The 21,636-nt window shown below is 44.7% G+C and carries 22 protein-coding genes; 11 read left to right on the forward strand and 11 right to left on the reverse strand.

Annotation, left to right across the window (positions count from 1 at the left end):
- Window positions 1-351, reverse strand: coding sequence for a purine nucleoside phosphoramidase (gene hinT, locus F0228_RS13405; RefSeq protein ID WP_004736268.1), 351 nt, complete (start codon window positions 349-351; stop codon window positions 1-3).
- A 276-nt stretch (window positions 352-627) separates the two neighbouring features.
- On the opposite strand from hinT, the gene F0228_RS13410 reads away from it, so the two are divergent.
- Together F0228_RS13410 and F0228_RS13415 are read left to right on the forward strand one after the other, a co-directional pair.
- Window positions 628-2,619: a methyl-accepting chemotaxis protein gene (locus tag F0228_RS13410; RefSeq protein ID WP_171762301.1), complete on the forward strand. Its 1,992-nt coding sequence runs from the start codon at window positions 628-630 to the stop codon at window positions 2,617-2,619.
- Window positions 2,620-2,816: 197 nt separating this feature from the next.
- Window positions 2,817-3,983: a DUF1887 family protein gene (locus F0228_RS13415; protein WP_061031798.1), complete on the forward strand. Its 1,167-nt coding sequence runs from the start codon at window positions 2,817-2,819 to the stop codon at window positions 3,981-3,983.
- Window positions 3,984-4,171: 188 nt separating this feature from the next.
- Here F0228_RS13415 and udp read toward each other — a convergent pair whose 3' ends face one another.
- The 4 genes from udp to F0228_RS13435 all read right to left on the reverse strand — a co-directional run bounded on the left by udp (window position 4,172) and on the right by F0228_RS13435 (window position 9,747).
- Window positions 4,172-4,930: a uridine phosphorylase gene (gene udp, locus F0228_RS13420; RefSeq protein WP_017632176.1), complete on the reverse strand. Its 759-nt coding sequence runs from the start codon at window positions 4,928-4,930 to the stop codon at window positions 4,172-4,174.
- A 281-nt stretch (window positions 4,931-5,211) separates the two neighbouring features.
- Window positions 5,212-7,557, reverse strand: coding sequence for a zinc/cadmium/mercury/lead-transporting ATPase (locus F0228_RS13425; RefSeq protein WP_171762302.1), 2,346 nt, complete (start codon window positions 7,555-7,557; stop codon window positions 5,212-5,214).
- A 165-nt stretch (window positions 7,558-7,722) separates the two neighbouring features.
- Window positions 7,723-9,186 carry an MATE family efflux transporter gene (locus tag F0228_RS13430; protein WP_008221673.1) on the reverse strand — a complete coding sequence of 488 codons (1,464 nt, stop codon included), beginning with the start codon at window positions 9,184-9,186 and terminating at the stop codon, window positions 7,723-7,725.
- Between the two features lie 144 nt (window positions 9,187-9,330).
- Window positions 9,331-9,747: a CBS domain-containing protein gene (locus F0228_RS13435; protein ID WP_008221675.1), complete on the reverse strand. Its 417-nt coding sequence runs from the start codon at window positions 9,745-9,747 to the stop codon at window positions 9,331-9,333.
- Between the two features lie 304 nt (window positions 9,748-10,051).
- Here F0228_RS13435 and F0228_RS13440 point away from each other — a divergent pair, with 304 nt between their 5' ends.
- Window positions 10,052-10,285 carry a hypothetical protein gene (locus tag F0228_RS13440; RefSeq protein ID WP_061031800.1) on the forward strand — a complete coding sequence of 78 codons (234 nt, stop codon included), beginning with the start codon at window positions 10,052-10,054 and terminating at the stop codon, window positions 10,283-10,285.
- 128 nt (window positions 10,286-10,413) lie between these two features.
- Complete coding sequence (locus tag F0228_RS13445) at window positions 10,414-10,686, forward strand: hypothetical protein (RefSeq protein WP_171762303.1); 273 nt, start codon at window positions 10,414-10,416, stop codon at window positions 10,684-10,686.
- 91 nt (window positions 10,687-10,777) lie between these two features.
- On the opposite strand, the gene F0228_RS13450 is transcribed toward F0228_RS13445, so the two are convergent.
- Window positions 10,778-11,764: a glycosyl transferase family protein gene (locus tag F0228_RS13450; RefSeq protein WP_171762311.1), complete on the reverse strand. Its 987-nt coding sequence runs from the start codon at window positions 11,762-11,764 to the stop codon at window positions 10,778-10,780.
- Between the two features lie 166 nt (window positions 11,765-11,930).
- On the opposite strand from F0228_RS13450, the gene F0228_RS13455 reads away from it, so the two are divergent.
- The 5 genes from F0228_RS13455 (at window position 11,931) to F0228_RS13475 (ending at window position 15,761) form a co-directional block, all read left to right on the forward strand.
- Window positions 11,931-12,542 (forward strand): TetR/AcrR family transcriptional regulator, encoded by a 612-nt coding sequence (locus tag F0228_RS13455; protein WP_008221681.1) that lies wholly within the window; start codon window positions 11,931-11,933, stop codon window positions 12,540-12,542.
- 148 nt (window positions 12,543-12,690) lie between these two features.
- Complete coding sequence (locus F0228_RS13460; protein WP_171762304.1) at window positions 12,691-13,023, forward strand: hypothetical protein; 333 nt, start codon at window positions 12,691-12,693, stop codon at window positions 13,021-13,023.
- 86 nt (window positions 13,024-13,109) lie between these two features.
- Window positions 13,110-13,709: a thiol:disulfide interchange protein DsbA/DsbL gene (locus tag F0228_RS13465; protein ID WP_061031804.1), complete on the forward strand. Its 600-nt coding sequence runs from the start codon at window positions 13,110-13,112 to the stop codon at window positions 13,707-13,709.
- A 210-nt stretch (window positions 13,710-13,919) separates the two neighbouring features.
- Window positions 13,920-14,414 carry a peptidylprolyl isomerase gene (locus F0228_RS13470; protein ID WP_061031805.1) on the forward strand — a complete coding sequence of 165 codons (495 nt, stop codon included), beginning with the start codon at window positions 13,920-13,922 and terminating at the stop codon, window positions 14,412-14,414.
- 204 nt (window positions 14,415-14,618) lie between these two features.
- Window positions 14,619-15,761: a BamA/TamA family outer membrane protein gene (locus F0228_RS13475; protein ID WP_171762305.1), complete on the forward strand. Its 1,143-nt coding sequence runs from the start codon at window positions 14,619-14,621 to the stop codon at window positions 15,759-15,761.
- Between the two features lie 107 nt (window positions 15,762-15,868).
- Here F0228_RS13475 and F0228_RS13480 read toward each other — a convergent pair whose 3' ends face one another.
- Window positions 15,869-16,291: a cytochrome c gene (locus F0228_RS13480; protein ID WP_116870271.1), complete on the reverse strand. Its 423-nt coding sequence runs from the start codon at window positions 16,289-16,291 to the stop codon at window positions 15,869-15,871.
- A gap of 149 nt (window positions 16,292-16,440) precedes the next feature.
- Between F0228_RS13480 and F0228_RS13485 the strand changes: the two genes are divergently transcribed.
- Together F0228_RS13485 and F0228_RS13490 are read left to right on the forward strand one after the other, a co-directional pair.
- The gene (locus tag F0228_RS13485) at window positions 16,441-17,082 is read left to right on the forward strand and encodes a cytochrome b/b6 domain-containing protein (RefSeq protein ID WP_171762306.1); all 642 of its coding nucleotides are present in this window, start codon (window positions 16,441-16,443) and stop codon (window positions 17,080-17,082) included.
- An 18-nt stretch (window positions 17,083-17,100) separates the two neighbouring features.
- Window positions 17,101-17,529: a MarR family transcriptional regulator gene (locus F0228_RS13490; RefSeq protein WP_004741927.1), complete on the forward strand. Its 429-nt coding sequence runs from the start codon at window positions 17,101-17,103 to the stop codon at window positions 17,527-17,529.
- Window positions 17,530-17,600: 71 nt separating this feature from the next.
- Here the strand turns inward: F0228_RS13490 and F0228_RS13495 are convergent, their stop codons facing one another.
- The 4 genes from F0228_RS13495 to F0228_RS13510 all read right to left on the reverse strand — a co-directional run bounded on the left by F0228_RS13495 (window position 17,601) and on the right by F0228_RS13510 (window position 21,182).
- A complete protein-coding gene (locus tag F0228_RS13495) occupies window positions 17,601-18,464 on the reverse strand; it encodes a DMT family transporter (protein WP_008221696.1) in 864 nt (287 codons plus the stop codon).
- 110 nt (window positions 18,465-18,574) lie between these two features.
- Window positions 18,575-19,672, reverse strand: a complete 1,098-nt coding sequence (locus F0228_RS13500; protein ID WP_061031809.1) for an alkene reductase — start codon at window positions 19,670-19,672, stop codon at window positions 18,575-18,577.
- A gap of 14 nt (window positions 19,673-19,686) precedes the next feature.
- Window positions 19,687-20,064, reverse strand: a complete 378-nt coding sequence (gene gloA, locus F0228_RS13505; RefSeq protein ID WP_116870269.1) for a lactoylglutathione lyase — start codon at window positions 20,062-20,064, stop codon at window positions 19,687-19,689.
- Window positions 20,065-20,246: 182 nt separating this feature from the next.
- Window positions 20,247-21,182: a LysR family transcriptional regulator gene (locus F0228_RS13510; protein ID WP_116870268.1), complete on the reverse strand. Its 936-nt coding sequence runs from the start codon at window positions 21,180-21,182 to the stop codon at window positions 20,247-20,249.
- Window positions 21,183-21,636: the final 454 nt, after the last annotated feature.

Here is a 21,636-nt window from a genome sequence, read left to right on the forward strand (position 1 = left end):
TTAGCTCATCAGTAAAGGGCCAAGCGGACGGCCACCAACTAAGTGCATGTGGATGTGGTAAACCTCTTGGCCACCATGAGAGTTACAGTTCACGATAAGACGGTAACCATCCTCTGCGATACCCTCTTCTTTTGCTAGCTTACGAGCAACTGTAAACATGCGCCCCATCATTGCTTCGTCTTCCACTTCAACATCGTTGGTCGTTGGAATAAGCTTATTAGGGATAATTAGGATGTGGCTAGGCGCACGTGGGTTGATGTCACGAAACGCTGTCACTAAATCGTCTTGGTATAGCAGATCTGCTGGAATTTCTTTGTTAATAATCTTACTAAAGATGGTTTCTTCAGCCATGTTTTTCTCCGATAAAACATTTACTTTTTAGTGCTTTGAGTATGCGCTATGCCGCTACAAACCACAATAAACCTGCTTTAAAGCTTAATAAAAAACACCGTTCAAATCAAAGAAAACTAGCCTAAGCTCTCAAGAATGGCATGTTGATTATAACTGAGGGTTATTTTTGCTGTGTGCGTCATAAAATGCGTAAGCGGAGCTCAATAGAATGCTGACAATTTTGTTAGTTTTACTTTGACCTGACATTAGGTCTGCATTTTATTTAGGGAGAAAGCCATGAAGGGATCTGTGATCAAGCGTATGTACGCTGGTTTCGCACTGATCATCATCATGTTCGCAGTCACGATAACCATCATGATGAACAGCATGAATCAGATACACAGCAATTTTGAGAGTGTCTCAGAAACCTCTTTACCGCTTGTTGCGCTTTCCAATCAAACAAGTGTCCAATTGCTTTCGGCAGATAAGTCATTCAAAGATTTCTTAACCACACAAAACACTGAACGCATGTCTGCAATGCGCACAGAGTTTGCTGCATCACAAAACGCTTTTTCAGAAGTCCTTGGTAATCTAGAAGCGGCAAGCCAAAACAACACCTCACTCATCGAACGCATTACTCAGCTAAGAGCCATGGAAGAACGCTACTTTGCTGAAGCAGATGAAGCGATGAACAACTACGTCGCGATGTTTGAAGCGCAAGAGCAAGTACAAAAAGCATCACGTGATTTCCAACGCCTACACTCAGAATTGACCGTTGGCATGAAAGAGTACGTTGCCGATCAGAAGAGCATCTCTGTGAAAGTCATGGCGAAAAGCTACTTCATCAAACTGCAAGATGCAGAAGTGATCACATCAGACGCACTCGCGAGCTCAGATGTGGCATTCGTACAAAAAGCCGTAAACCAAAACAAGAAAGCCGTTACTCACCTAAACTACGCCTACCGTGGTTTGGCAACACAGCTACCTGCTCTTAAGAATGTATTCGATGAATCGGTTCAGAAATTCACCAAAGACGTAGGCCAAAAAGGCGGTGTTCTTGATAAGCACAACAACTACCTACAAGCGAAGCAAGCCCTGTATGTAAACATCGCCAATCTAGCGGTTGAAGTAGACCAAGCGATGGCCGTGTTAGACTCATTCAACGTGACAGCCGAAGAACAACTCAACTCTTCATTGGCAGACGCGAGCAGCATTTACGACAAAGGCCTATTCAATGCGATTGCCATCGGTGTGGTTGTAACACTATTTGCGGCAGCGATTGGCTACCACATTGCTCACAGTGTAAGAGAGCCACTAACGCGCATCCTTAAAACACTAGAAGGCCTGACAGAAGGTGACATGACACAGCGCATCGACATTCGTTACAACAACGAATTCAGCCGCGTGAGTGGTCACATCAACACCTTAGCCGATAACCTACACAATATTCTTGTAAAGCTTAACGATGCGTCAGATGACCTAACCAAAACAGCAAGCGTCAACCAGAAGACCTCTTCAGAAACTCAGGCTCAACTCAACAACCAACGTGAGCAAACTGCGACTGTTGCAACAGCGATGACAGAGATGTCACACTCTGTACAAGAAGTGGCGAATAGTGCACAAAGCTCTTTGACTATGGTTCAACAAGTCGAGACGGCTTCTGAATCGGGTCGTCAGATCATGAACACCAACATCAGCACCATCAACCAACTGGAAACTCGCCTAACCGAGTCGGTAAGTGCGGTGGGTGAACTGCAACAGATGAGTAGCCAAATTGGCTCAATCCTAGACGTAATTCGCGGCATTGCAGAACAGACGAACCTACTCGCACTGAATGCAGCAATTGAAGCAGCGCGTGCCGGTGAGCAAGGTCGTGGTTTTGCAGTCGTTGCCGATGAGGTTCGTGTGTTAGCGCAGAAAACAACGCAATCTACAGCTGAAATCGAAACCATGATCAGCAACCTACAATCCAGCTCGAAAACTGCAAGTAACGTTATCGAAAGCTGTATGAGTGATATGGACATGTCGGTACAACAAGCATCGAATGCCAATAGTGCAATGGAAGAGATTCAAGCCTTGATTCTAGAAATCAGCCATATGAGTACTCACATCTCTCAAGCTGCTGCTGAACAGAGTGAAACCTCGGGTGATATTGCGCGTAATATTGAAGACATTAACCACATCGCTGACGCCAGTTACCAAGCGATGTCATCAATAGCTGAAGCGAGCCAAAACCTAACGATTCTCGCAAATCAACAAGGGGATTTGGTTCATCAATTTAAGCTATAGATAAATGATGAAACCATAGATATTTGGTGAGATTGTTGGGACTTCTTACCCAATAGTGGTAACTATTTGAACAAGGGCAACTTTTATCAAGAGTTGCCCTTGTTTTTTATGAGCTTTGTCATTATATGGTTATTAAGGCTTGCTGCTTCCCGTTTTTTCTTTCACCTTTATGAGCGAGCCGCTATTAAGGAATTTATATGGCTGTTCATGTTGGCATTATCGATCAAGACCCCATTCGCTTGCTTACCCCACTGCTTGATAACCGTACGGTCAGCACGCACATCGTGTTCATCGGCGACAAAAATCAAGTCGATATGTATCAACGCTTAGACAGCGTTTTGCAAAAGCGCGACATTACCAGCGAGTTTTTTGAAATTCCTACGATCGTAAACACGTCCGTGATTAAAGAATCCATTCAAAACCTCGCTGAAGATTTAAAAGCACGTGGACAAGAAGTGAAACTCAACGCAAGTTGTGGTCTACGTCACCGTCTACTTTCAGTCTACGAAGTGTTCCGAACTTACCACTGGCCTATTTTCGTTGTAGAACCAAATAGTGACAAACTATGCTGGCTGTACCCGAATGGCAAAGAAGACGCCCAAGTTCAAGACCGCATCACTATCGACGACTACCTGACGGTATTTGGCGCTCGTGGTGAATTCAGCGACGTGCAATTGCCTCCGCAACTAGACCAAAAGCTTTATGAGCTAGGTGAACGTTGGGCAAGTAACGCACTTGAATTAGGTCCTGGCCTAGCGACACTGAACTACCTTGCAACCACTTGTCGTAAAGAGCAGAAGCTGGATGTTGAGTTATCCGAAAAACAGCAAGGCTATCGTGAACTAAACATGCTATTGAGTGATTTAGTTGAAGCTAAGATCGCCACTTACGACAATGGTATTTTAACTTTCGCTAATGAAGACGCACGACGCTTCTCAAATGGTGAATGGCTTGAAACTCTGGTTCACAGCACCGTCAAACAGATCCAAGACGACATGCCAACCATTCAAGACCGCTCTTTGAATGTTCAGGTATACCGCCAGCTCGGCGAGCGTGAAGTTCGAAATGAGCTAGATGTGGCATCTGTGGTGAACAATAAACTGCACATCATCGAATGTAAGACAAAAGGCATGCGTGATGACGGTGATGACACGTTATACAAACTGGAGTCACTAAGAGACCTTCTGGGTGGCCTACAAGCTCGTGCAATGCTAGTGAGCTTCCGCCCTCTTCGTCATAACGACATAACACGCGCAGAAGATCTTGGCCTTGCTCTGATCGGCCCAGATGAATTGAAAGATCTTAAAACGCACCTAACTGCTTGGTTTACGGCTGCTGGCGGTAACGAAGACCAAGAGTGCTAAAAAGAAACATTTAAGAGCAAGCTTCTCTTAAACAGATATAACAAAGGCGAGTCGCTATTTAGTGACTCGCCTTTTTCTTATCTGTTTTCTCTCTGTCACTTAACGAGTAAATAAAAAATGGCCGCATCAATCGATGCGGCCATTTACAAAATTTGCTGTCAGATTAAGACTTAAAGCACTTTTGCTACTTAAAGCATTTTACGAGCAGCTTCTACAACCACTTTGATTGAGCGTGCTTCTGTTACTTTTAGTGTATCGTGATCAGGCGTCTCTTTTTGAGTACGGTTGATGATTACACCAGCAACACAACCCGCTTTCAGACCAGAACTTGCACACATAGTTAGCAGCGTTGCAGATTCCATTTCGAAGTTTAGAACGCCCATGTCTTGCCACTCTTGCATAGAACCTTGGAAACGCTTAACTACGCGACCTGAGAACGTGTCGTAACGCTCTTGACCTGGGTAGAACGTATCACTTGAAGCGGTTACGCCCATGTGAACGGCTGCACCTGATTCTTCAACTGCCGCTTTCATTGCTGTTGCCACTTCGAAGTCAGCAACTGCTGGGAACTCCATTGGAGCAAAGTGTAGGCTAGCGCCGTCTAGACGAACAGAACCAGTAGAAACAATCATGTCACCCACATTTACGTGAGGTTGGATAGCACCAGTAGTACCAACACGTAGGAAAGTGCGAACACCCAATTGAGCTAGCTCTTCTACAGCGATAGAGGTAGATGGACCACCGATACCTGTTGAACATACAACCACTGGCTTACCGTCTAGTTCTGCGCGGTAAAGTGTGTATTCACGATGGCTAGCAAGAAATACTGGGTTCTCCATCTCTTCTGCAATTTTTTGTACACGAGCAGGATCACCTGGAATGATCGCAAGAGTAGCACCGTTAAGATCTGCTTCAGTAACACCTAAATGGAAAACAGCTTGAGACATAGTTCGCTCCTTTTGGCTTATTGGGCTTTTTACCCTTATTTAAGCTCATAGTAAATTCGTGGGGTACGAACACACTCTAACCAAGCTCACCATAAAATGAAGTGACAGCCGTCACATGAATGATCGCAACAAGATTTCAAGTTTCACGAAAAACCGATTGGCATCACAAAAACAAGCAATATAAGCACCTGTGTTGCATACTAATGAGACAAAAAACGCCTTTAACGTATTACCGTTAAAGGCGTTTATATAGTAGGCAATTTTGTATAAGAGCGTTAGATTTAATCAGATTTAGACTTGAATCGTAGTAGGCGCAATGCGTTCAATGTCACCAGTGCTGTTGCACCGCTGTCCGCCAGAACTGCTACCCATAACCCCGTAATACCAAACAAACTCGTCACTAAGAACACACCTTTCAAGCCAAGAGCCAGAGCGACGTTTTGACGGATATTATTGATGGTCGCTTGCGACAGCTCAATCATTGCTGGTAATTCAGTTAGACGGTTATGAGTCAGTGCTGAATCAGCGGTTTCCAGAGCAACGTCTGTGCCCCCACCCATTGCGATACCCACATGCGCGGTTTTCATCGCGGGCGCGTCGTTAATGCCATCTCCAACCATGGCTACATGCGATTGTTGAGACAACTCTTGTACATAAGACACCTTATCACTTGGAAGCAGGCTCGCTTTGTACTGCATGCCAACTTTGCCACTGATCGCTGCAGCACTGCGCGGGTTGTCCCCTGTCAGCATAATGGATTGAATTCCGAGACCATTAAGGCGCTCAATCGCTAACTTCGCATCACTGCGTAATGTGTCTTGCCATGCAATCAAGCCAATCGCATTGGCAGCTTGCTCAGAATCTTTAACCTCTAATGCAACTACAACGGTTTTACCCTCATCTTCTAGCGATTCGATTTGCTTAGATACCTGTGCATCCAAAGCGAAATCAAGTTTAGATGGCGCAAGCACTCGATATTTCACACCATCGACGTCACCTTCCACGCCACTACCAATCAGCGCTTTCTTGTTGTGAGACTCTGGAATATCAATGCCTAATTCTTCAACTTTCGCCACCAGCGATTTTGCTAATGGGTGAGTAGAGCCAACTTCAATAGCGCCAACCACACGAAGCATCGCATCTTTCTGCCAACCTGCTAGTGGCTCAATATCAGTCACCTGAGGCTTACCTTCAGTCAGTGTGCCTGTTTTATCGAAAGCAATGGTTTCGATCTTACCAAGCTGCTCAAGAGCTGCACCGCCTTTAATTAGCGCGCCGCGTTTTGCTGCTGCAGCCAAACCAGAAGTGATCGCCGCAGGTGTTGAAATAACAAGGGCACAAGGGCACGCAATTAACAGTAGTGCTAGACCACGGTACACCCATGTTTCCCACGGTTGAGCAAATAATAATGGTGGCGTGATGATGACAAGCAAAGCGACCACCATCATCAATGGTGTGTACCAACGACTGAACTTATCAAGGAAACGTTCCAATGGCGCTTTACGCGATTCCGCCTCTTCAATCAGGTGAAGAATACGGTCAATGGCGTTCTCACCTTGTTTCGAGGTAATCGTAATGCGTACCACTTTATCGACCACCACAGCACCAGCCATGATGCTATTACCTTGAGTGTGCTCCACAGGCACAGACTCGCCAGTCAACGCACTTTCGTCAAAACTCGCAGCATCGGTAATCAACTGACCATCTGCTGGCAAACGAGAACCCGCAGCCACTTCAATCACATCGCCAGGTACCAATTCGCTTACTGCTACTTCAACACGTTCACCGTTAATAATCTTGGTCGCATTCTCAGGCACTAACGCCATTAGCGCTTGAACGCCGCTTCTTGCTCTTGAAGAAGCAAAAGCCTCTAAGCGTTCACCAATTAAGAAAAGAAGTAATACCATTGCCGCTTCTGCGGTCTCGCCAAGGTATAGCGCACCCAGTGCAGCCACACTCATTAAGGTTTCTATCGCGAAAGGAGTTCCCGAGCGAGCGAGCAGAACGGCTTTCTTAGCGACCGGATACAGTCCAAGTAGACAGGTCGCGATGAATAAACCTTCACTTAATTGAGGCGCTGAGCTTTTCAGTAACGCCGCGAACAGCATCGCAGCGGCTATGGCTATGATCTGTAAATTAGGTTGGATATGCGCTTGCCAAAATGTCTCTGGTTGTTGCTTTTCTTTCTTAGAACCCACTTCCGTTAACGGGAAGCCAGTGTTGATAGAGACTTGTTCGATGGTGTCAGCAAGACTTTCATTGTTATATTTCACAACCAGTTTTTCGGTAGCAAAGAGCACCTTCGCTTGAATTACATCGTCGATATTACTGATCGCTTTTTCTATCTTTCTGGCACAAGCTGGACAGTCCATTCCGGAAACCAACCAACTTTTAGAAAATTGGGCATCGTTCGTTATCGTTGAGGACTGACTGTCTTCTTCTCCACTGTCTGAACTACAACAGCCATCACCCGATGACGCGACTGTCGTTGAAGAAGAGCTGCAACATGCTGATGATGTACCAGCTGCAGTAATGCTTGAAATTTTAGGGCTAGAGCAGCTTGTTGCGGCTGCTTGTGGTTGAACGTCCACTTTTACTGAGCGGCACGCTGCGTGTTTTGCGCACATAATGTATCTCCTTAATATTCCAATACCCTTGGAGTGGCTACTCAGTCATTAAAGTAACCAACCCCAAGTTCATCGAAAGTATAAACCTTGGAGTTAGCTCCAAGGTCAAGAAGAAGTTTTCGGTTAATACAATTTATTTAACAGGCTCGACCAAGTAAGTCACTATTATTGAGGCTTCAGTTCGGCACACTCTTCTCTGTTCGCTGAAACATCATCAATCAGCACTGCATCATGAGAACAGAAAGGCTGTGTATTCAAACTTACGATAGACACGTCATCTTCAACTGGCTCGACATTCGATCCCTGCATCAATTCAGAGATGTGGTAACGAAGTACTAAAACACCCAACAAGCCAAACAGAATATTACCCAGCGCTTGTCCGTAAAGAACGCCTAACGCGCCATACCATTGAGAGCCTAAATATACGAAAGGCAAGGTACCAAGTGTCGCTTTACCTAAGTTCAGAGCGGTGGAATACAGCGGCTTACCTAGGTTATTGAACGAAGTGTTCGCGACAAACAGTGCACCGTTAAAGATGAAAGTAATGGCCACATAGGTACAGAAAGCAGCAACAATGATCGCCGCATCCCCTTGCAGACTAAAGCCATGAATCACGAGATCTTGGAGGAAGTACAACAGGACACAAACCACAATGGTGTACACAGTGGTTACAAATAGAGAGTTATTGAGCGTCTCTTTTACTCTGTCCATTCTCTCGGCACCAAAGTTCTGACCAATAATTGGCCCTACCGCGCCAGACAAGGCAAAAATTACCGCAAAACACACCGGCGTTAAACGACCAATCACCGCAAAACCCGCAACGAAGTCTTCACCATATTGTGCAATACCTGTCGTGACAATGGCATTGCCGATAGGTGTCGCGGTGTTAGTAATGATCGCAGGGATTGCGATTGCTAAGATTGGACGGATATTGATGCGCCACTGCACAAATGATGGTGGAGCCACCAGCTCGTGACTGCGAATCAAAGGATAAAGTGAGAAGAACAGAACCGAAAAACGCGCCACCACAGAGGCGATAGCCGCCCCTTCAATGTTCCAACCAAAGCCAAAAATAAACAGAGGATCTAAGATCGCATTTACGATCCCTCCCGATAATGTCGCCCACATAGAGCGTTTGGCATCACCCGCAGCTCTTAGGCCAGCACCGGCCGCCATCGCAAGCGCTAAAAACGGGCCACTCGGTAACAAAATCTGCAAATACGCTTGTGCGCGCTCAGCGGCTAAGCCTTTCGCACCAATGGCTGCCAATAACTCTGGGATATAAGCGTACATAACAGCAGTGACGGTTGAGCTAATGACAAACGCGGTTAGCATAATGCTAGTGCTGAGGTTTCTAGCTTGGTCTCTATTTTTTGAGCCTATCGCTTTTGAAACCAACGCCCCCATAGCAATGGAAGTACCAATCGACACAGAAGTAGAAAAGAAAGTGAGTGTGCCAGCAAAACCAACCGCAGCAGCCAGTTCAACCTGACCTAGCATACTGATAAACAGCATATCGAGCAGGTCGACCACAAACAATGCCATCAAGCCGACTGAGCCTGCTCCCGACATCACCAAGATGTGGCGCATCGTTGAACCTTCTACAAACTTTGCAGTTTGGTTTGACATGAAACCTCCAAAAACTGAAACACCACAGGCTAAACCTATAGACCGACAAACAGGTCTAATTAGAAAAACTCCACGAAGAAAAAGGCGCTAGTGCGCCTTTTTAATTTCAGGGTGTTGAGAAAAATAATCGTTCTTAACACGCTACTATACAGGATGTTGGAAACATTCATCTAAGTTCTTGCCGATTGCTCTTAAAACATCGGTTCGAGTGATAATGCCGACCAGTTTCTGATTGTCGATGACAGGGTAAGCTTTCGGTTTGCCTACTTGCATCATATCTGCCAATTCGATAATGGATAAGTCTGGTGCGACTGATAGCACCTCTTGGTACATACAATCACCAACAATATGTGTGTCTTGGCAGAAATAGCTAACCTTAACTAGCTTCTCTAATAAATCTTGCTCAGAAAGGAAACCAATCACTTGTTCATTGTCATCAATAACTGGTCCACCCATGTGATGACTGCTCATCACTTTGTCTAACGCTAGACTTAACGGCATATCAGGAGTGAATGTCACAACCTGCTGCGTCATGTAATCTTTCACTTTAATTGAATGCATAGCGTTCTCCCTAAATACTTTGCGTCATGTTTTTATCTGCTTCTTTCATTTAATTGTTGTCTAAAATCTTGATTTTACTAAATGGATTTCAGCAATTTTATTGATAGGCAAAACCTAACAAGACAAAAAAGCAAGGCAGATAAAGGGTTGAGCGCACTTTCAAACATCCAAAAAAAGTAAAAAAAGAGCCCTTACAAAGTCTTACTTTCTCTTGCTAAACCTTACTCAGCCATAGTGGCTTGAATAGATAAACCCTGTAACCTTCATCACACTAATAATTAAAAAAGCCCGATTTAGGACGTTTATGCAACACGACAACACCATGTACGCGTATGTTTATACTCATCACGACGGTACAGAAACCACACTGATTGCAACGGTTGATAACCAACAGAAGCCACTCATTTCTCGCTGTGTACAAGAGATAAAAAGCATGTCGAGCTTAGCGATTGATATGGCGGCGCAACACAACTTGAGAGTGAAGCTCGTCAAATACCAGAAAGAGCAAGAAATCGATTTCGGCATGTTCCTCAAGTAACAACTCACACACTACCCCTTCGCGATACGGCAGCCATGTTCGAGTGGTTGCCGAATTCAGACTGACAAGCTTTAGCAACAAACGGTATACTTGATAAACAACACGTTCCCCTCTTTATTCGGTCTCGTATGTCTTTATCCACCGCCATCTCCAAGATCAAAACTTACTTCAGCACATTGCTGGATTTTCAGTCCCGTATTTGGGTGGTTCATATCTTTGAAGATTCAATTACTGACCAATCATTTGTCATCAATGAGGATGGCTTTAAAGAGCCACTAGAGTGGATGAAAAAACGCGACTATCAAACCAAGATGCTCGATCGTGTTGATAAAATGAAGATATCGCAAGTTATCGAGATTCAATTCGAAGACAAAATGCACCGGCTGATGCGAGTTAAGTAGTCGTTCTGTCCTGAGCATTTAACCGAAACACCCGATACAAAAAAAGGCCAGCAATCGCTGACCTTCTCTTACAAGCTCTATAGTATTTCAACTAACGCGCACAGTACTCATGCCATAGGCGTACGGCTTTTTGGTAGGCCTCAGTTTTGTCATGCGTTTCCGCAAACAAAATTGCTGTCATACTATCGACCACTGTGTTCGCCATCAAAGTCATCTCTTCAGCCGGCGTCCCGAGTACACATTCACTCGGCAGTGGCAAATCTGAGTTCATCATCTCTTCCCAATAGAAAGACTCAACTTTATCAGGAGAGCTCATCCATACCGTTTGACTCACTTTAGGATTGTATTCCGACTCACCGTTCATTCCTTTGAAAGAGATAACCGAATGAGATTTGTTGCCAATCACATGCTCAACTTCAGCATGAAGCTGTGGGAAGCCAGGGTGGAAGCTACCACGTAAGCCTAAACGGCCACCACCAGGGTTCAGTGCTCGAACCACCGTATTGATCGGCGTTCTCAATCCATAACGATGCTTCCAACCAATCATGGTTTGCGCTTCAGGAGCAAAATTAGCCAACGGCAAATAAGCAATGCCATCTTGCTCAAGGATCGACTTAGCATGTTCAGGGTTATCAGCACATTGCACACCGACATCTTGCAAATGGCTTTCTACGTGCGTTCTACCGCTCGGCTTGTCCATGTAACCGTGCATTAATACCTTGTAGCCGTTATCCGCCAAGATCTTAGCCGCCAGCAAGTTCCAAGGCTTACCACTAGCGCTTTCATTGCGCTTACCGGCATAACACGGCCAATCAATATCTGCCCCTAAATCGGGCACTCGAGATTGAAACGCTTTAACAAAGCCAGCAATTTCTTCATTGGTTTCGTTCTGCACACGAATTAACATCAGTAGCATAGCCATCTGGTCGTCACCGACCTGTCCGCTTAAATACTCATCCATGATGCGGTAGGCTTGTTCGAACGATAAAGGCTTGCGCCCTCTTTCCCCTCGTCCAACTGTACGAATACACTCTAAAATACTACTCATTGATTGTTTATTCTCTTCCGTTGATATCAATAAAATTCGAATACGTCTTGATTCTATGACACCCACGTTACATTGCATAGCGATTCAGTTGCTAACACTCCAATTACCAAAACCATAGTGGGAGTTCTAAAAGTAAACTTCGTGGTGTAAAATTAACGTATGCAATGCTAACCGCGACATATTGAGTAGTACCCAAATGACTGTAAAGAAAACACTGAGCCAAAGAAAACGAGAATCGATCGTAGCCGCTGCTATCGCAGAATTTACTGAGCACGGTTATAAGGCCACCAGCATGGACAAAATATCGAGCCGAGCTGAAGTGTCTAAACGCACCGTCTACAATCACTTTGCCAGTAAAGAACTACTTCTCGAGGAGATACTAGACAGTATTTGGAGTAAAACGCTCGCCGCCACGCACTTCCCTTATCAAGCTGAACTGCCTCTTGAACAACAGCTCGCATCAATCGCGAATCAAGAACTAGAGCTGTTAGAGTCTGAAGGTTTTATCGATTTATCACGCGTGCTTTTCTCTGAGTACTTCCATAATGCGGAACTTGCGAGCCAAGCAATGGAGAAATACTCTCAAGCAGAGAGTGGGCTGATGACTTGGATAAAAGCTGCGCAGGCCGATGGTCGCTTAGTCGAGCTCGACCCTCTGTTTGCTTCAACTCAATTCATCGCACTCATTAAGTCGTTCGCTTTTTGGCCGCAGATCATTGGTCATGCCCCTTCTCCCGACACACAGCACAAACACATCATCGTGAACTCAACGGTTGAGATGTTTCTCAAACAGTACCAGGCCAAATAAAAGTTGAGCCCTGCTAAGTTTTGCTGCGTTTTAATTAGAGATAGATAAACGAGTGAGGTATGATTTGCTCGTTTTGTGGCTGAGCGGTTTGCCAGTTGCAAAATCTGATTTATTTCAGCCGTTGTTCAGATACAAAGACCACTATTTCATGCCAAAGTTGATAAGCAAAATTTGGGTACACGTTTTTATGCTGCTTGCGATGTTAATGGCCACCATCAGTGTGGATAGCATTGCGGGTAACAATATCGTGGCATCTCAACATCTATCAACGCCGTCAAACAGTATCTCGCATTCACAGCCAATCGGCCAAGCTAACATTGAACATCATTGTTGTGGCTCAGTCTGCTTGTTGAAAATGCCACCATTGATTGTGTCTGAGTCCTTCGATACTCAAATTGCCTCTTTGGCTCTCATTGAAACAGAGCCTTCACACAAAGCGATTATTGCGCCTCAAGCACCTTATCGCCCCCCTATTTCTTAATCGTTTGTCCCAAATTGGCAATCCATGCCACCCAAAAACAGCAGTTTTGCTGTGCTTAACGACATCCAAATTTAGGAAATAAACACATGAAAAAACTATTTAGCCTTTTTGCTGCTCTAATTATGAGCGCTTCAATCAACGCCGCTCAGTTTGAAGAAGGCACTCACTACAAGATCCTTGATGTAGCAAAAGCAGAAAAGCCAGTTGTGACTGAATTTTTCTCTTTCTACTGCCCACACTGTTACAAATTCGAAGGGGTAATTAAGTACCTAAAAGAAGACCTACCGGAAACAGCAAACTTCCAAAAAGTTCACGTCGCTTTTATGGGTAACAATATGGCTGTGCCGATGGCCAAAGCTTACGCAACAATGATTGCGCTGGATGCTGAAGAGAGCATGGTTCCTGCTATGTTCGCTCAGATCCATGAGAAACAAAAGACACCACGCGACGAGGCTGAACTACGCCAAGTCTTCATTGATAACGGTGTCGATGCTAAGAAGTTTGACGCGGCATACAACAGCTTTGCGGTTAACTCGATGCAGAAACGCTTTGATCAGCAATTTGATGCGAGCACGCTAACCGGCGTTCCTGGTGTACTGGTCAATAACAAGTACATCGTAAAGCCGGACCAAATCAAAAGCTACGAAGAGTACAACCAGCTCGTTAACTATCTGCTAACGCTCTAAGTCACGTTTCATCTCCAAGCCAGTTAACTCATCACTGGCTTTTTTGTCTCTATCGGCTCTCAGAGCGCATGTAAATTAAAGACTCGCGCTATTGTTCACTGGCATCCGCAGCAATTTTTCATATACTGCACTTTATTAAGTCATCGACTATGTTGTTGTACTGAAAATACTCGTACTCCAAACCCTTAGCACTCAAATATTGGGACCTTTATGATCACTCTGACTACCAACTTTGGCGACATTGAAATTGAACTGAACCTTGAAAAAGCACCAGTAACGTCGAAAAACTTCCTTAAATACTGCCAAGACGGTTTCTACGAAGGCACGACATTTCACCGTGTTATTGAAGGTTTCATGATTCAAGGTGGTGGTCACACTATCGACATGACAGAAAAACCAACACGTGCGCCTATCGTAAATGAAGCAAACCGTGGCCTAAAGAACGTGATTGGTTCTGTGGCGATGGCACGTACTGATGCACCACATTCTGCTACGGCACAGTTCTTTATCAACCTTGATGACAACGACTTCCTGGATCACACCTCGACTACGAACGCAGGTTGGGGTTACGCAGTATTCGGTAAAGTATCGGCAGGTATGGATGTAGTAAATAAGATTGCAGCTGAACCAACGACAATTCGCTGGGGTCACGAAGATGTACCTTGTGAAGATATTGTGATTACAAAAGTCACGATCAACGAATAAATCGCACCGAAAATTGCAGCAAATGGTGAGACTCAGTCTCGCCATTTATAACTATCAATATTATCAACTGTACTTATTAGTATACGGTATATTTATATAACCAACCCTATCCTCGCTATTCATCAGTCTCAATGACGTGTTATGCTCCTGATCTGCAAGCTTCTCCAGCATTGCGATCAACTTACATTGGACGTAACTCTAACCATGACTCAACTCTCTTTGTGGACAACAGCGCTCTTATCTTCTGTTGCCAGTTTCTCAAGTTCAGCTTTCGAGGTTGATACTCGAGAATCACAAGAACCTGAACTGGATGACCAATTTCGTGTCATTGCTATTCCCTTTTACGATCCAAGTGTAGATACAGGCATTTCCGTCGTTCCTATCTATAACTTCTACGCTGACGGCGAATCAAAGAACGCATCAACGTTCTCTGCGACGCTGACTTATACGCAGAATGATAGCTATTACATCAAAGGCAATGCTGAACTCTTATTGCAAGGGGATTCAATTCGATTTAGCGGTGAAATGGGCTTCTCTAGTACCAACATTACCTTGGTCGATTTGGTCGATACTAACCACCAAGAGTACACGTTCGATGGTGATTTCTATTTCAAAGTCTACGACAGCATCTATCTTGGGATGGGTTTAGACTACTCCACCGCCCGCTATCTTGCCGATACACCGCGTGACAAACTTTTACTCAAACTCACCGGGTTTAGTGAAGAGTACCAAGCCGACACAGGAGCAAAGTTCTCTTTCTTGTGGGATGAGCGAGAGCACTACTACTACCCTTATCATGGCTTTCTATTCGAGCTGACCTATGAAGACCATGGCGAGTGGCTTGGTAATGACAAAGATGCGGCCTACTCTTCGCTCTTTTCTGATTACCGACTGTTCTACAGCTTAACGCACGATGACAATCACATCATCGCAAGCCGCTGGGTAACTCGCTATCTACTGGATGCTGAAAATGCTCCAAGCAGTGCATACAGCACCTATGGCCGACAAGGGCGAAATGTTCAACGTGGTTTCGTCGCGGGTGATCACATTGCTTCGCACATGACCAACCTTGAAATGGAATATCGCTACTCGATTTCCGGCTCGTCCATAAACTTCTTGAACAACGTTGCGGTAGTCGGTCTAACGGGTGTAGGCAAGGTATTTGGTGAAAGGCTGAATCCAACCGACCCTTATCATAGCTTTGACGATGGTGACCTTCTGACTATGGTTGGTCTCGGGTTACGCTATCGTTTAATGCGCCAAGAGCGTATCAATGTGCGAATGGATTTCACCTATAACAACGAAAATGAAGTACTGGCCTACTTTAGCTTAGGTGAAAATATCTAGCCCAAGCTGTGGCCTTTTTAAAGCCATTATATCTAACCAATTATTTCCCCAAGCCTGTCACGACTCGATCCGTACAGGCTTTCTGTTTGTAAAACCTCAAATAAAACCTACCAACGAGAGCGATAAGTACGGTGACAAGCTCGGCATGTATTATTGGCCGAGTCTAAACCCCGCTCAGCGTTGCTTTTGTCCTGTTCAAGGCTGGCTTGCTGTAACTCAATAAAACCTTGATTCATCTGTAACATCAGTTGGTTAAATTTCTCAGGCTTGCTCCATACCGCGTCTTTCGCTTTACCGCCCTTATCACTCACAGCAAAACTGTTGGTGAGTATGAGTCCATGCTCTAGCAAGTTGTCACTTAATCCCTCAACCTTTTGCCAATCTATATTTCGATTCCCTAATTCTGAAGACACTTGCTTATTAAGTTTTTCTATTGAGCTAAAAGCTTGTTGGCGATTGTCGACCGCTTCAGTGGCGGCAAAAGTGCTCATTGGCACTGCGATAAGTAAAGCGATAGTCAGTTTTTTCATAGTGTCACTCCTGTTTATTGGTTGATTGATTGGCTGATCTTTCAATTCGAATCGATGAGATACATTTAATTTACACAACAATAGTTGCGCACGCAACTATTGTTGTGTAAATTAATCTCACTTCGTAAATCACAACTGGGAAATGAACTATGAAAATTTGGGATCTACCAACTCGACTGTATCACTGGTTACAAGCACTACTATTCATTGGCTTAGCGGCATCAGGTTTTAGTGGCAATGGCCCACATGTTTATCTTGGGCTCGCACTGTTTAGCCTAATTTTATGGCGATTGGTTTGGGGATCCATTGGAAGTGACACTAGCCGATTCTCACAATTTGTTAGCTCTCCTCGCTCTGCTTTCCAATATTTACGAGGGAAAATCCAGCCAAAGCCAGGGCATAATCCATTAGGTGCTTGGATGGTCATCGGTATGATCACCACCTTGTTCATCCAATGTATTACAGGCCTTGTTATTGCAGGTTTCTTTGATGCGATCCCGGGCTCGGAACTCGTTCTTACCGATGGCGTATTTGAGGTTTCAGGTGTGGTGCACAGTATTGCAGCGCGTATGTTAGTGGTCTGCGTCGTTCTGCACCTATTGGCAATCATGACTTACAAGCTACGTTCAAAACCACTGGTGTTAGCCATGATCACAGGCAAACAGAACCACAGCCCGTCAGTGGAAAGTTTCGAAAGTGGCACTCAATTAGCTTTTTCATCAAATAGCAAAGCATTGTTGGTGCTAATTGCATCGGTATTAGTTACGATGACAATAGTTGTTATGTCATAAAGAGTTAGGTAACAAGCAATGCCAGAAGAATTTGACAGACCAAATAGCTTTGGTTGGTTAGTAAATGTCGTCGCTAATAAGGCGAGCAAAGATTTCGATGTAGAATTGAAAAAGTATGGACTGACCATCGCATTATGGCCGACCTTGATGTGCCTTTGGGAAGAAGAAGGACTGACACAACGTGATATCGCCGCGAAGTCAAAAGTAGAAAATTCAACAACAACACGCACATTAGATAAATTGGAAAAGCTTGATCTTGTCGAACGAAGAGCGGATCCAAACAGCCGTCGCTCTTTCCGAATTTATCTTACAGAAAAGGGCAAGGAGCTAGAAAAAGATATCATTCCAGTACCCGCTCGCGTAAACAAAGAGTTGATGAGCGCATTAGATGCTGATGAGCAGCAACAGATGATCGGCTTGCTTAAGAAAATGGTCGCGGCTATTTAGCTTGGAGCTAACTCAGCAACGACCACTCAGTACCCTAGTTCAATAGACCCTCGCCACAGGCGAGGGTTTTCTTATTTTCGTGACCACTTAATGTAGCAAAACAGGGACGCAATGATCACCGCTCCACCCAATAGCTTTTGCATCTCAACGGTTTCACCCAACATACTCACGCTGAGTAATAGTGTCCAAACCGGCTCTAGAATCATGATCAGCGCCGCCACTTCCATATTCACAGAGTGCTGCCCTACCGTTTGCAATAAGTAACGAATAGAAGTCGCCACAACCGCTGAAACAATAAACCAGAAAACCAAGGTTTTAGTAATCTCGAACTCAGGTTGAACCGTCATTGAAGCGAACGCTAAACCGCTCACACCCACAATAAATAGCTGCACACAGATTGACGCGATGGGCTTAATGTTGGTGATCACACGCTTATTCATTACAAAGTGAATGGACAGCAACATAGAAGCCAATAAGAAGTAGAGCTGACTTTGTTCGACGTGCCAACCGTTGGTCAAAGTGAGCAACAACATACCAATTATCGCAATCGGAAATGACATCCAAAAGGCGCGATTAGGTTTGACTCGAAACAGCACCCAAGAGACAAATGGCGCAATGATCATCGCGAGGCTCATGATAAATGCCCCTTCAGATAAAGTCTCTGTCACCGAAACCGCAAATACCCACACCTGTAATGAAGCCGATAGCAGTAAACCCACTCCGCAAAGAGATAGAATCTGCTTAAAAGAGAGCTTGCGAATATGGTGAATACAAAACGGAAGTAGAATCAGGCTTGCCACAACAAACCGCACACCAATGAACACTGGTCCTGGCATTTCTAATACCACCAGCTTAGATGCAATCCATCCGACCCCGGCTAACAGGGTGGCAAATAGGAGATACAATTCCCCACGCATCGCTTTCACGTTCATCATTTTATTCGGTCCAATAACGAAAAAAGCAACCCGACTCTGCCAGGTTGCTTTTTATAAACATTCAACAGGATCAAGATACTATCTCAATACTCTGCTTCAAGCAGCTGTTTTTAGCCTGCGTATGCTGGGTAGTCTGTTAAGCCTTTTTCAGCACCACCAAACAGTGTATTTGGATCGTGCGCCGCTAGCGGGTAACCATTTTGAATACGAGCTGGTAAATCAGGGTTAGCAACGAATGGACGACCAAAACCAACCATGTCCGTTACACCTTCAGCCACCGCTTTTTCACCGCGCTCGCTGTCATATTTACCTGCGTAAATCAGTACACCATCATAAGCTTCACGAACAGCTGCTTTAAACGCTTTTGGCGTTTCTGGTGCATCGTCCCAGTCAACTTCTGCGATGTGTAGGTAAACAATCTTGTATAGGTTAAGTAACGCTGCTGCCGCTGTGTACGTTTCAACTGGCGTTGCATCAACGGTACCATTCAATGAGGTAAACGGTGCAAGACGAACACCAACACGGTCAGCACCAATCGCTTCAACCATAGCTTCGACCACTTCACCTAAGAAGCGTAGGCGGTTCTCGATAGAGCCACCGTATTCGTCAGTACGGTTGTTTGCTTCTGAGTCGATGAACTGGTTAATCAGGTAGCCATTTGCCGCGTGAAGTTCAATGCCATCAAAGCCAGCTTCGATCGCATTAAGTGCTGCTTGACGATACTGTTCAACCACTTCTTTGATGTCTTCTTTGGTCATCTCTCGAGGTTCAACAACGTCTACAAAACCCGGTTCATCAGTACCGTTGTCGATGAATACTTTTACATTTTCTGCTTTCAATGCAGAAGATGAAATAGGTTGCTCACCGCCAATGTTATCTGGATGCGTCACGCGGCCTACATGCCAAAGCTGAGCGAAGATTACACCGTCTTTTTCATGTACTGCGTCCGTTACCTTTTTCCAGCCAGCGATCTGCTCGTCAGAATAGATACCAGGTGTCCAAGCATAACCCTGACCCATTGGTGAGATTTGTGTACCTTCAGCAATAATCAGACCTGCCGTAGCGCGTTGAGCGTAGTAAGTCGCCATCATATCGTTTGCTGAGTTACCAGGTTGCGTTGCACGAGAGCGTGTCATCGGAGGCATAACAATACGGTTTTTAAGCTCGATATTACCAAGTTGAATTGGTTGAAATAGTGCATTTGTCATTGTCATTTCCTCGATTAACCTAGTTGAATCAGTTCGATTTGGTAGCCATCTGGGTCAGTAATAAATGCGATGTGCGTAGAACCACCTTTTACTGGGCCCGCTTCGCGAGTTACGTTGCCACCTAGCGACTTAATCTGGTCACATGCTGCGTAAATATCTTCTACACCCAATGCTAAATGGCCAAATGCGTTGCCCATTTCATACTCATTGGTATCCCAGTTATGCGTTAACTCAATAGTTGTTCCACCTTGCTCGTAACCAACAAAAACCAAGGTGTAGCGGTAATCGTTATTTACGTGGCGCTCAAGTTCTTTCATACCCAAAACTTTGGTGTAGAACTCAATAGACTTATCTAAATCAGCAACTCGGATCATTGTGTGTAGGAATTTCATATTTCACCCTTTTTAGCCCAGTGACGCAGGCCGATATAATTGAAGTGGAGACCATCCACTTACCTGATGGGGTCAATATACGAGTTGGCTACAAATAAAGGAAATTATCATAAATTCTCAATGTGATAATTTTTTGTTATGAATGGTTAAGCTTGAAGAGAATGTAAAAGTAGCAGGTAACGCTAGTATGAAGCCTTCCAGCTGTTTAACACCTTTGACATCTCTTCTACCGTATTAATAACCTGCTCTCGGAGCCACTTATGCGCGGGATCATTATTCTGTTTTTTTAGCCAGATCAGGTGATGAGGAATAGGCTCACAATCAAAAGGAGGCTTGAAAATTTGTAAATCGAGGCGCTCTTTGAACTGAATCGCCATAGAAAGGGGGGCTACTGTAATGCAATCGGATTGACTGCACAGTAATAAATTGCTGAACAGAGAACTGCCATGGATCATGATCTTCCGCTGAGACAAATCCAGTGATGTGTAGTGATTGAGGCTTCTCACTTGTCGGCGCGTTCGATCAAGCACGGCATGCTTCTCACTCAAGTATTGATCAAGCGTGAGCTCACCTTTGATTCTAGGGTGACCGTTTCGGCAGATGATCACTACCTCACTCTCGTATAGCTTCTCACTCACCGTGCTCGGGTGTTCTGGCAATACGATATCGATCATCGCATCAAACTTTTGCGTCAGCAGATCTTCATGTACTTGATCGTCCGAATCCGCTTGATCATACACCTCTAACGAAAGGCCTTGGTTTGGTAATTCCAAGAACCGATTCAACAGTAACCATTGTAAGTGCTCTGGAATCGACACCGCGAACTTGCGCTCCGCCGTCATTTCGTCAAACGATGCCATGCCTTGGAAAACGCCGTTGAGTTCTTGTATCGGTGCTTTGATCTTCTCGTACAGGCTTTGCGAATAAGCAGTTGGGACCACTCCCCGTCCCTTGCGCACAAACAACTCTTGATCAACTTCCTTCTTCAACCGCGCCAAGGAGGTACTTATTGTCGATTGGTTGGTATTCAAGTGATCGGCTGCTTTGCTCAAACTGCCCTGCTCCATCACCGCAGAAAATACAGCTAACAAGTTAAAGTTCGGAATGTCATTACTCATGATTCTTTACTCAATAGGCGATAGATTGAATTATCTTATCGTAAAACCGATAGAATGGAACGGTCAATTATCGCTCGTTAGTCCAAACTGAGAATGGAGCAGCATGTGGTAAAGAGCAGAAATATAAGAACAACTCACTGTGACGAATAGCTGCCACATTCGTCAGATTGGGAATCCAACGCTATTCGTAGTGCCAGAATAGCTTAATCTACCCAAACCCCACCCTAGACTATTCGGAGTATCCAATATTTTTTTTCAGACTTATTGATACTTTTATAACCGATTCTATGATCCAGGCTAATTTAGTAGACATATTTTATAAGCCGAGTTTGAGCCCGTTCAAATAAATCCACTTACCGTTCTAATACCCCTTAAACCTATCGTAATTACGATAGTTCAATATCGCCATACTGGGTAGATAGCGCCCTTCACACTTCCTATTATTTCCCCTACA

The sequence above is a fragment of the Vibrio sp. 99K-1 genome (assembly GCF_013114585.1).
GTDB classification, from domain to species: Bacteria; Pseudomonadota; Gammaproteobacteria; order Enterobacterales; family Vibrionaceae; genus Vibrio; species Vibrio chagasii_B.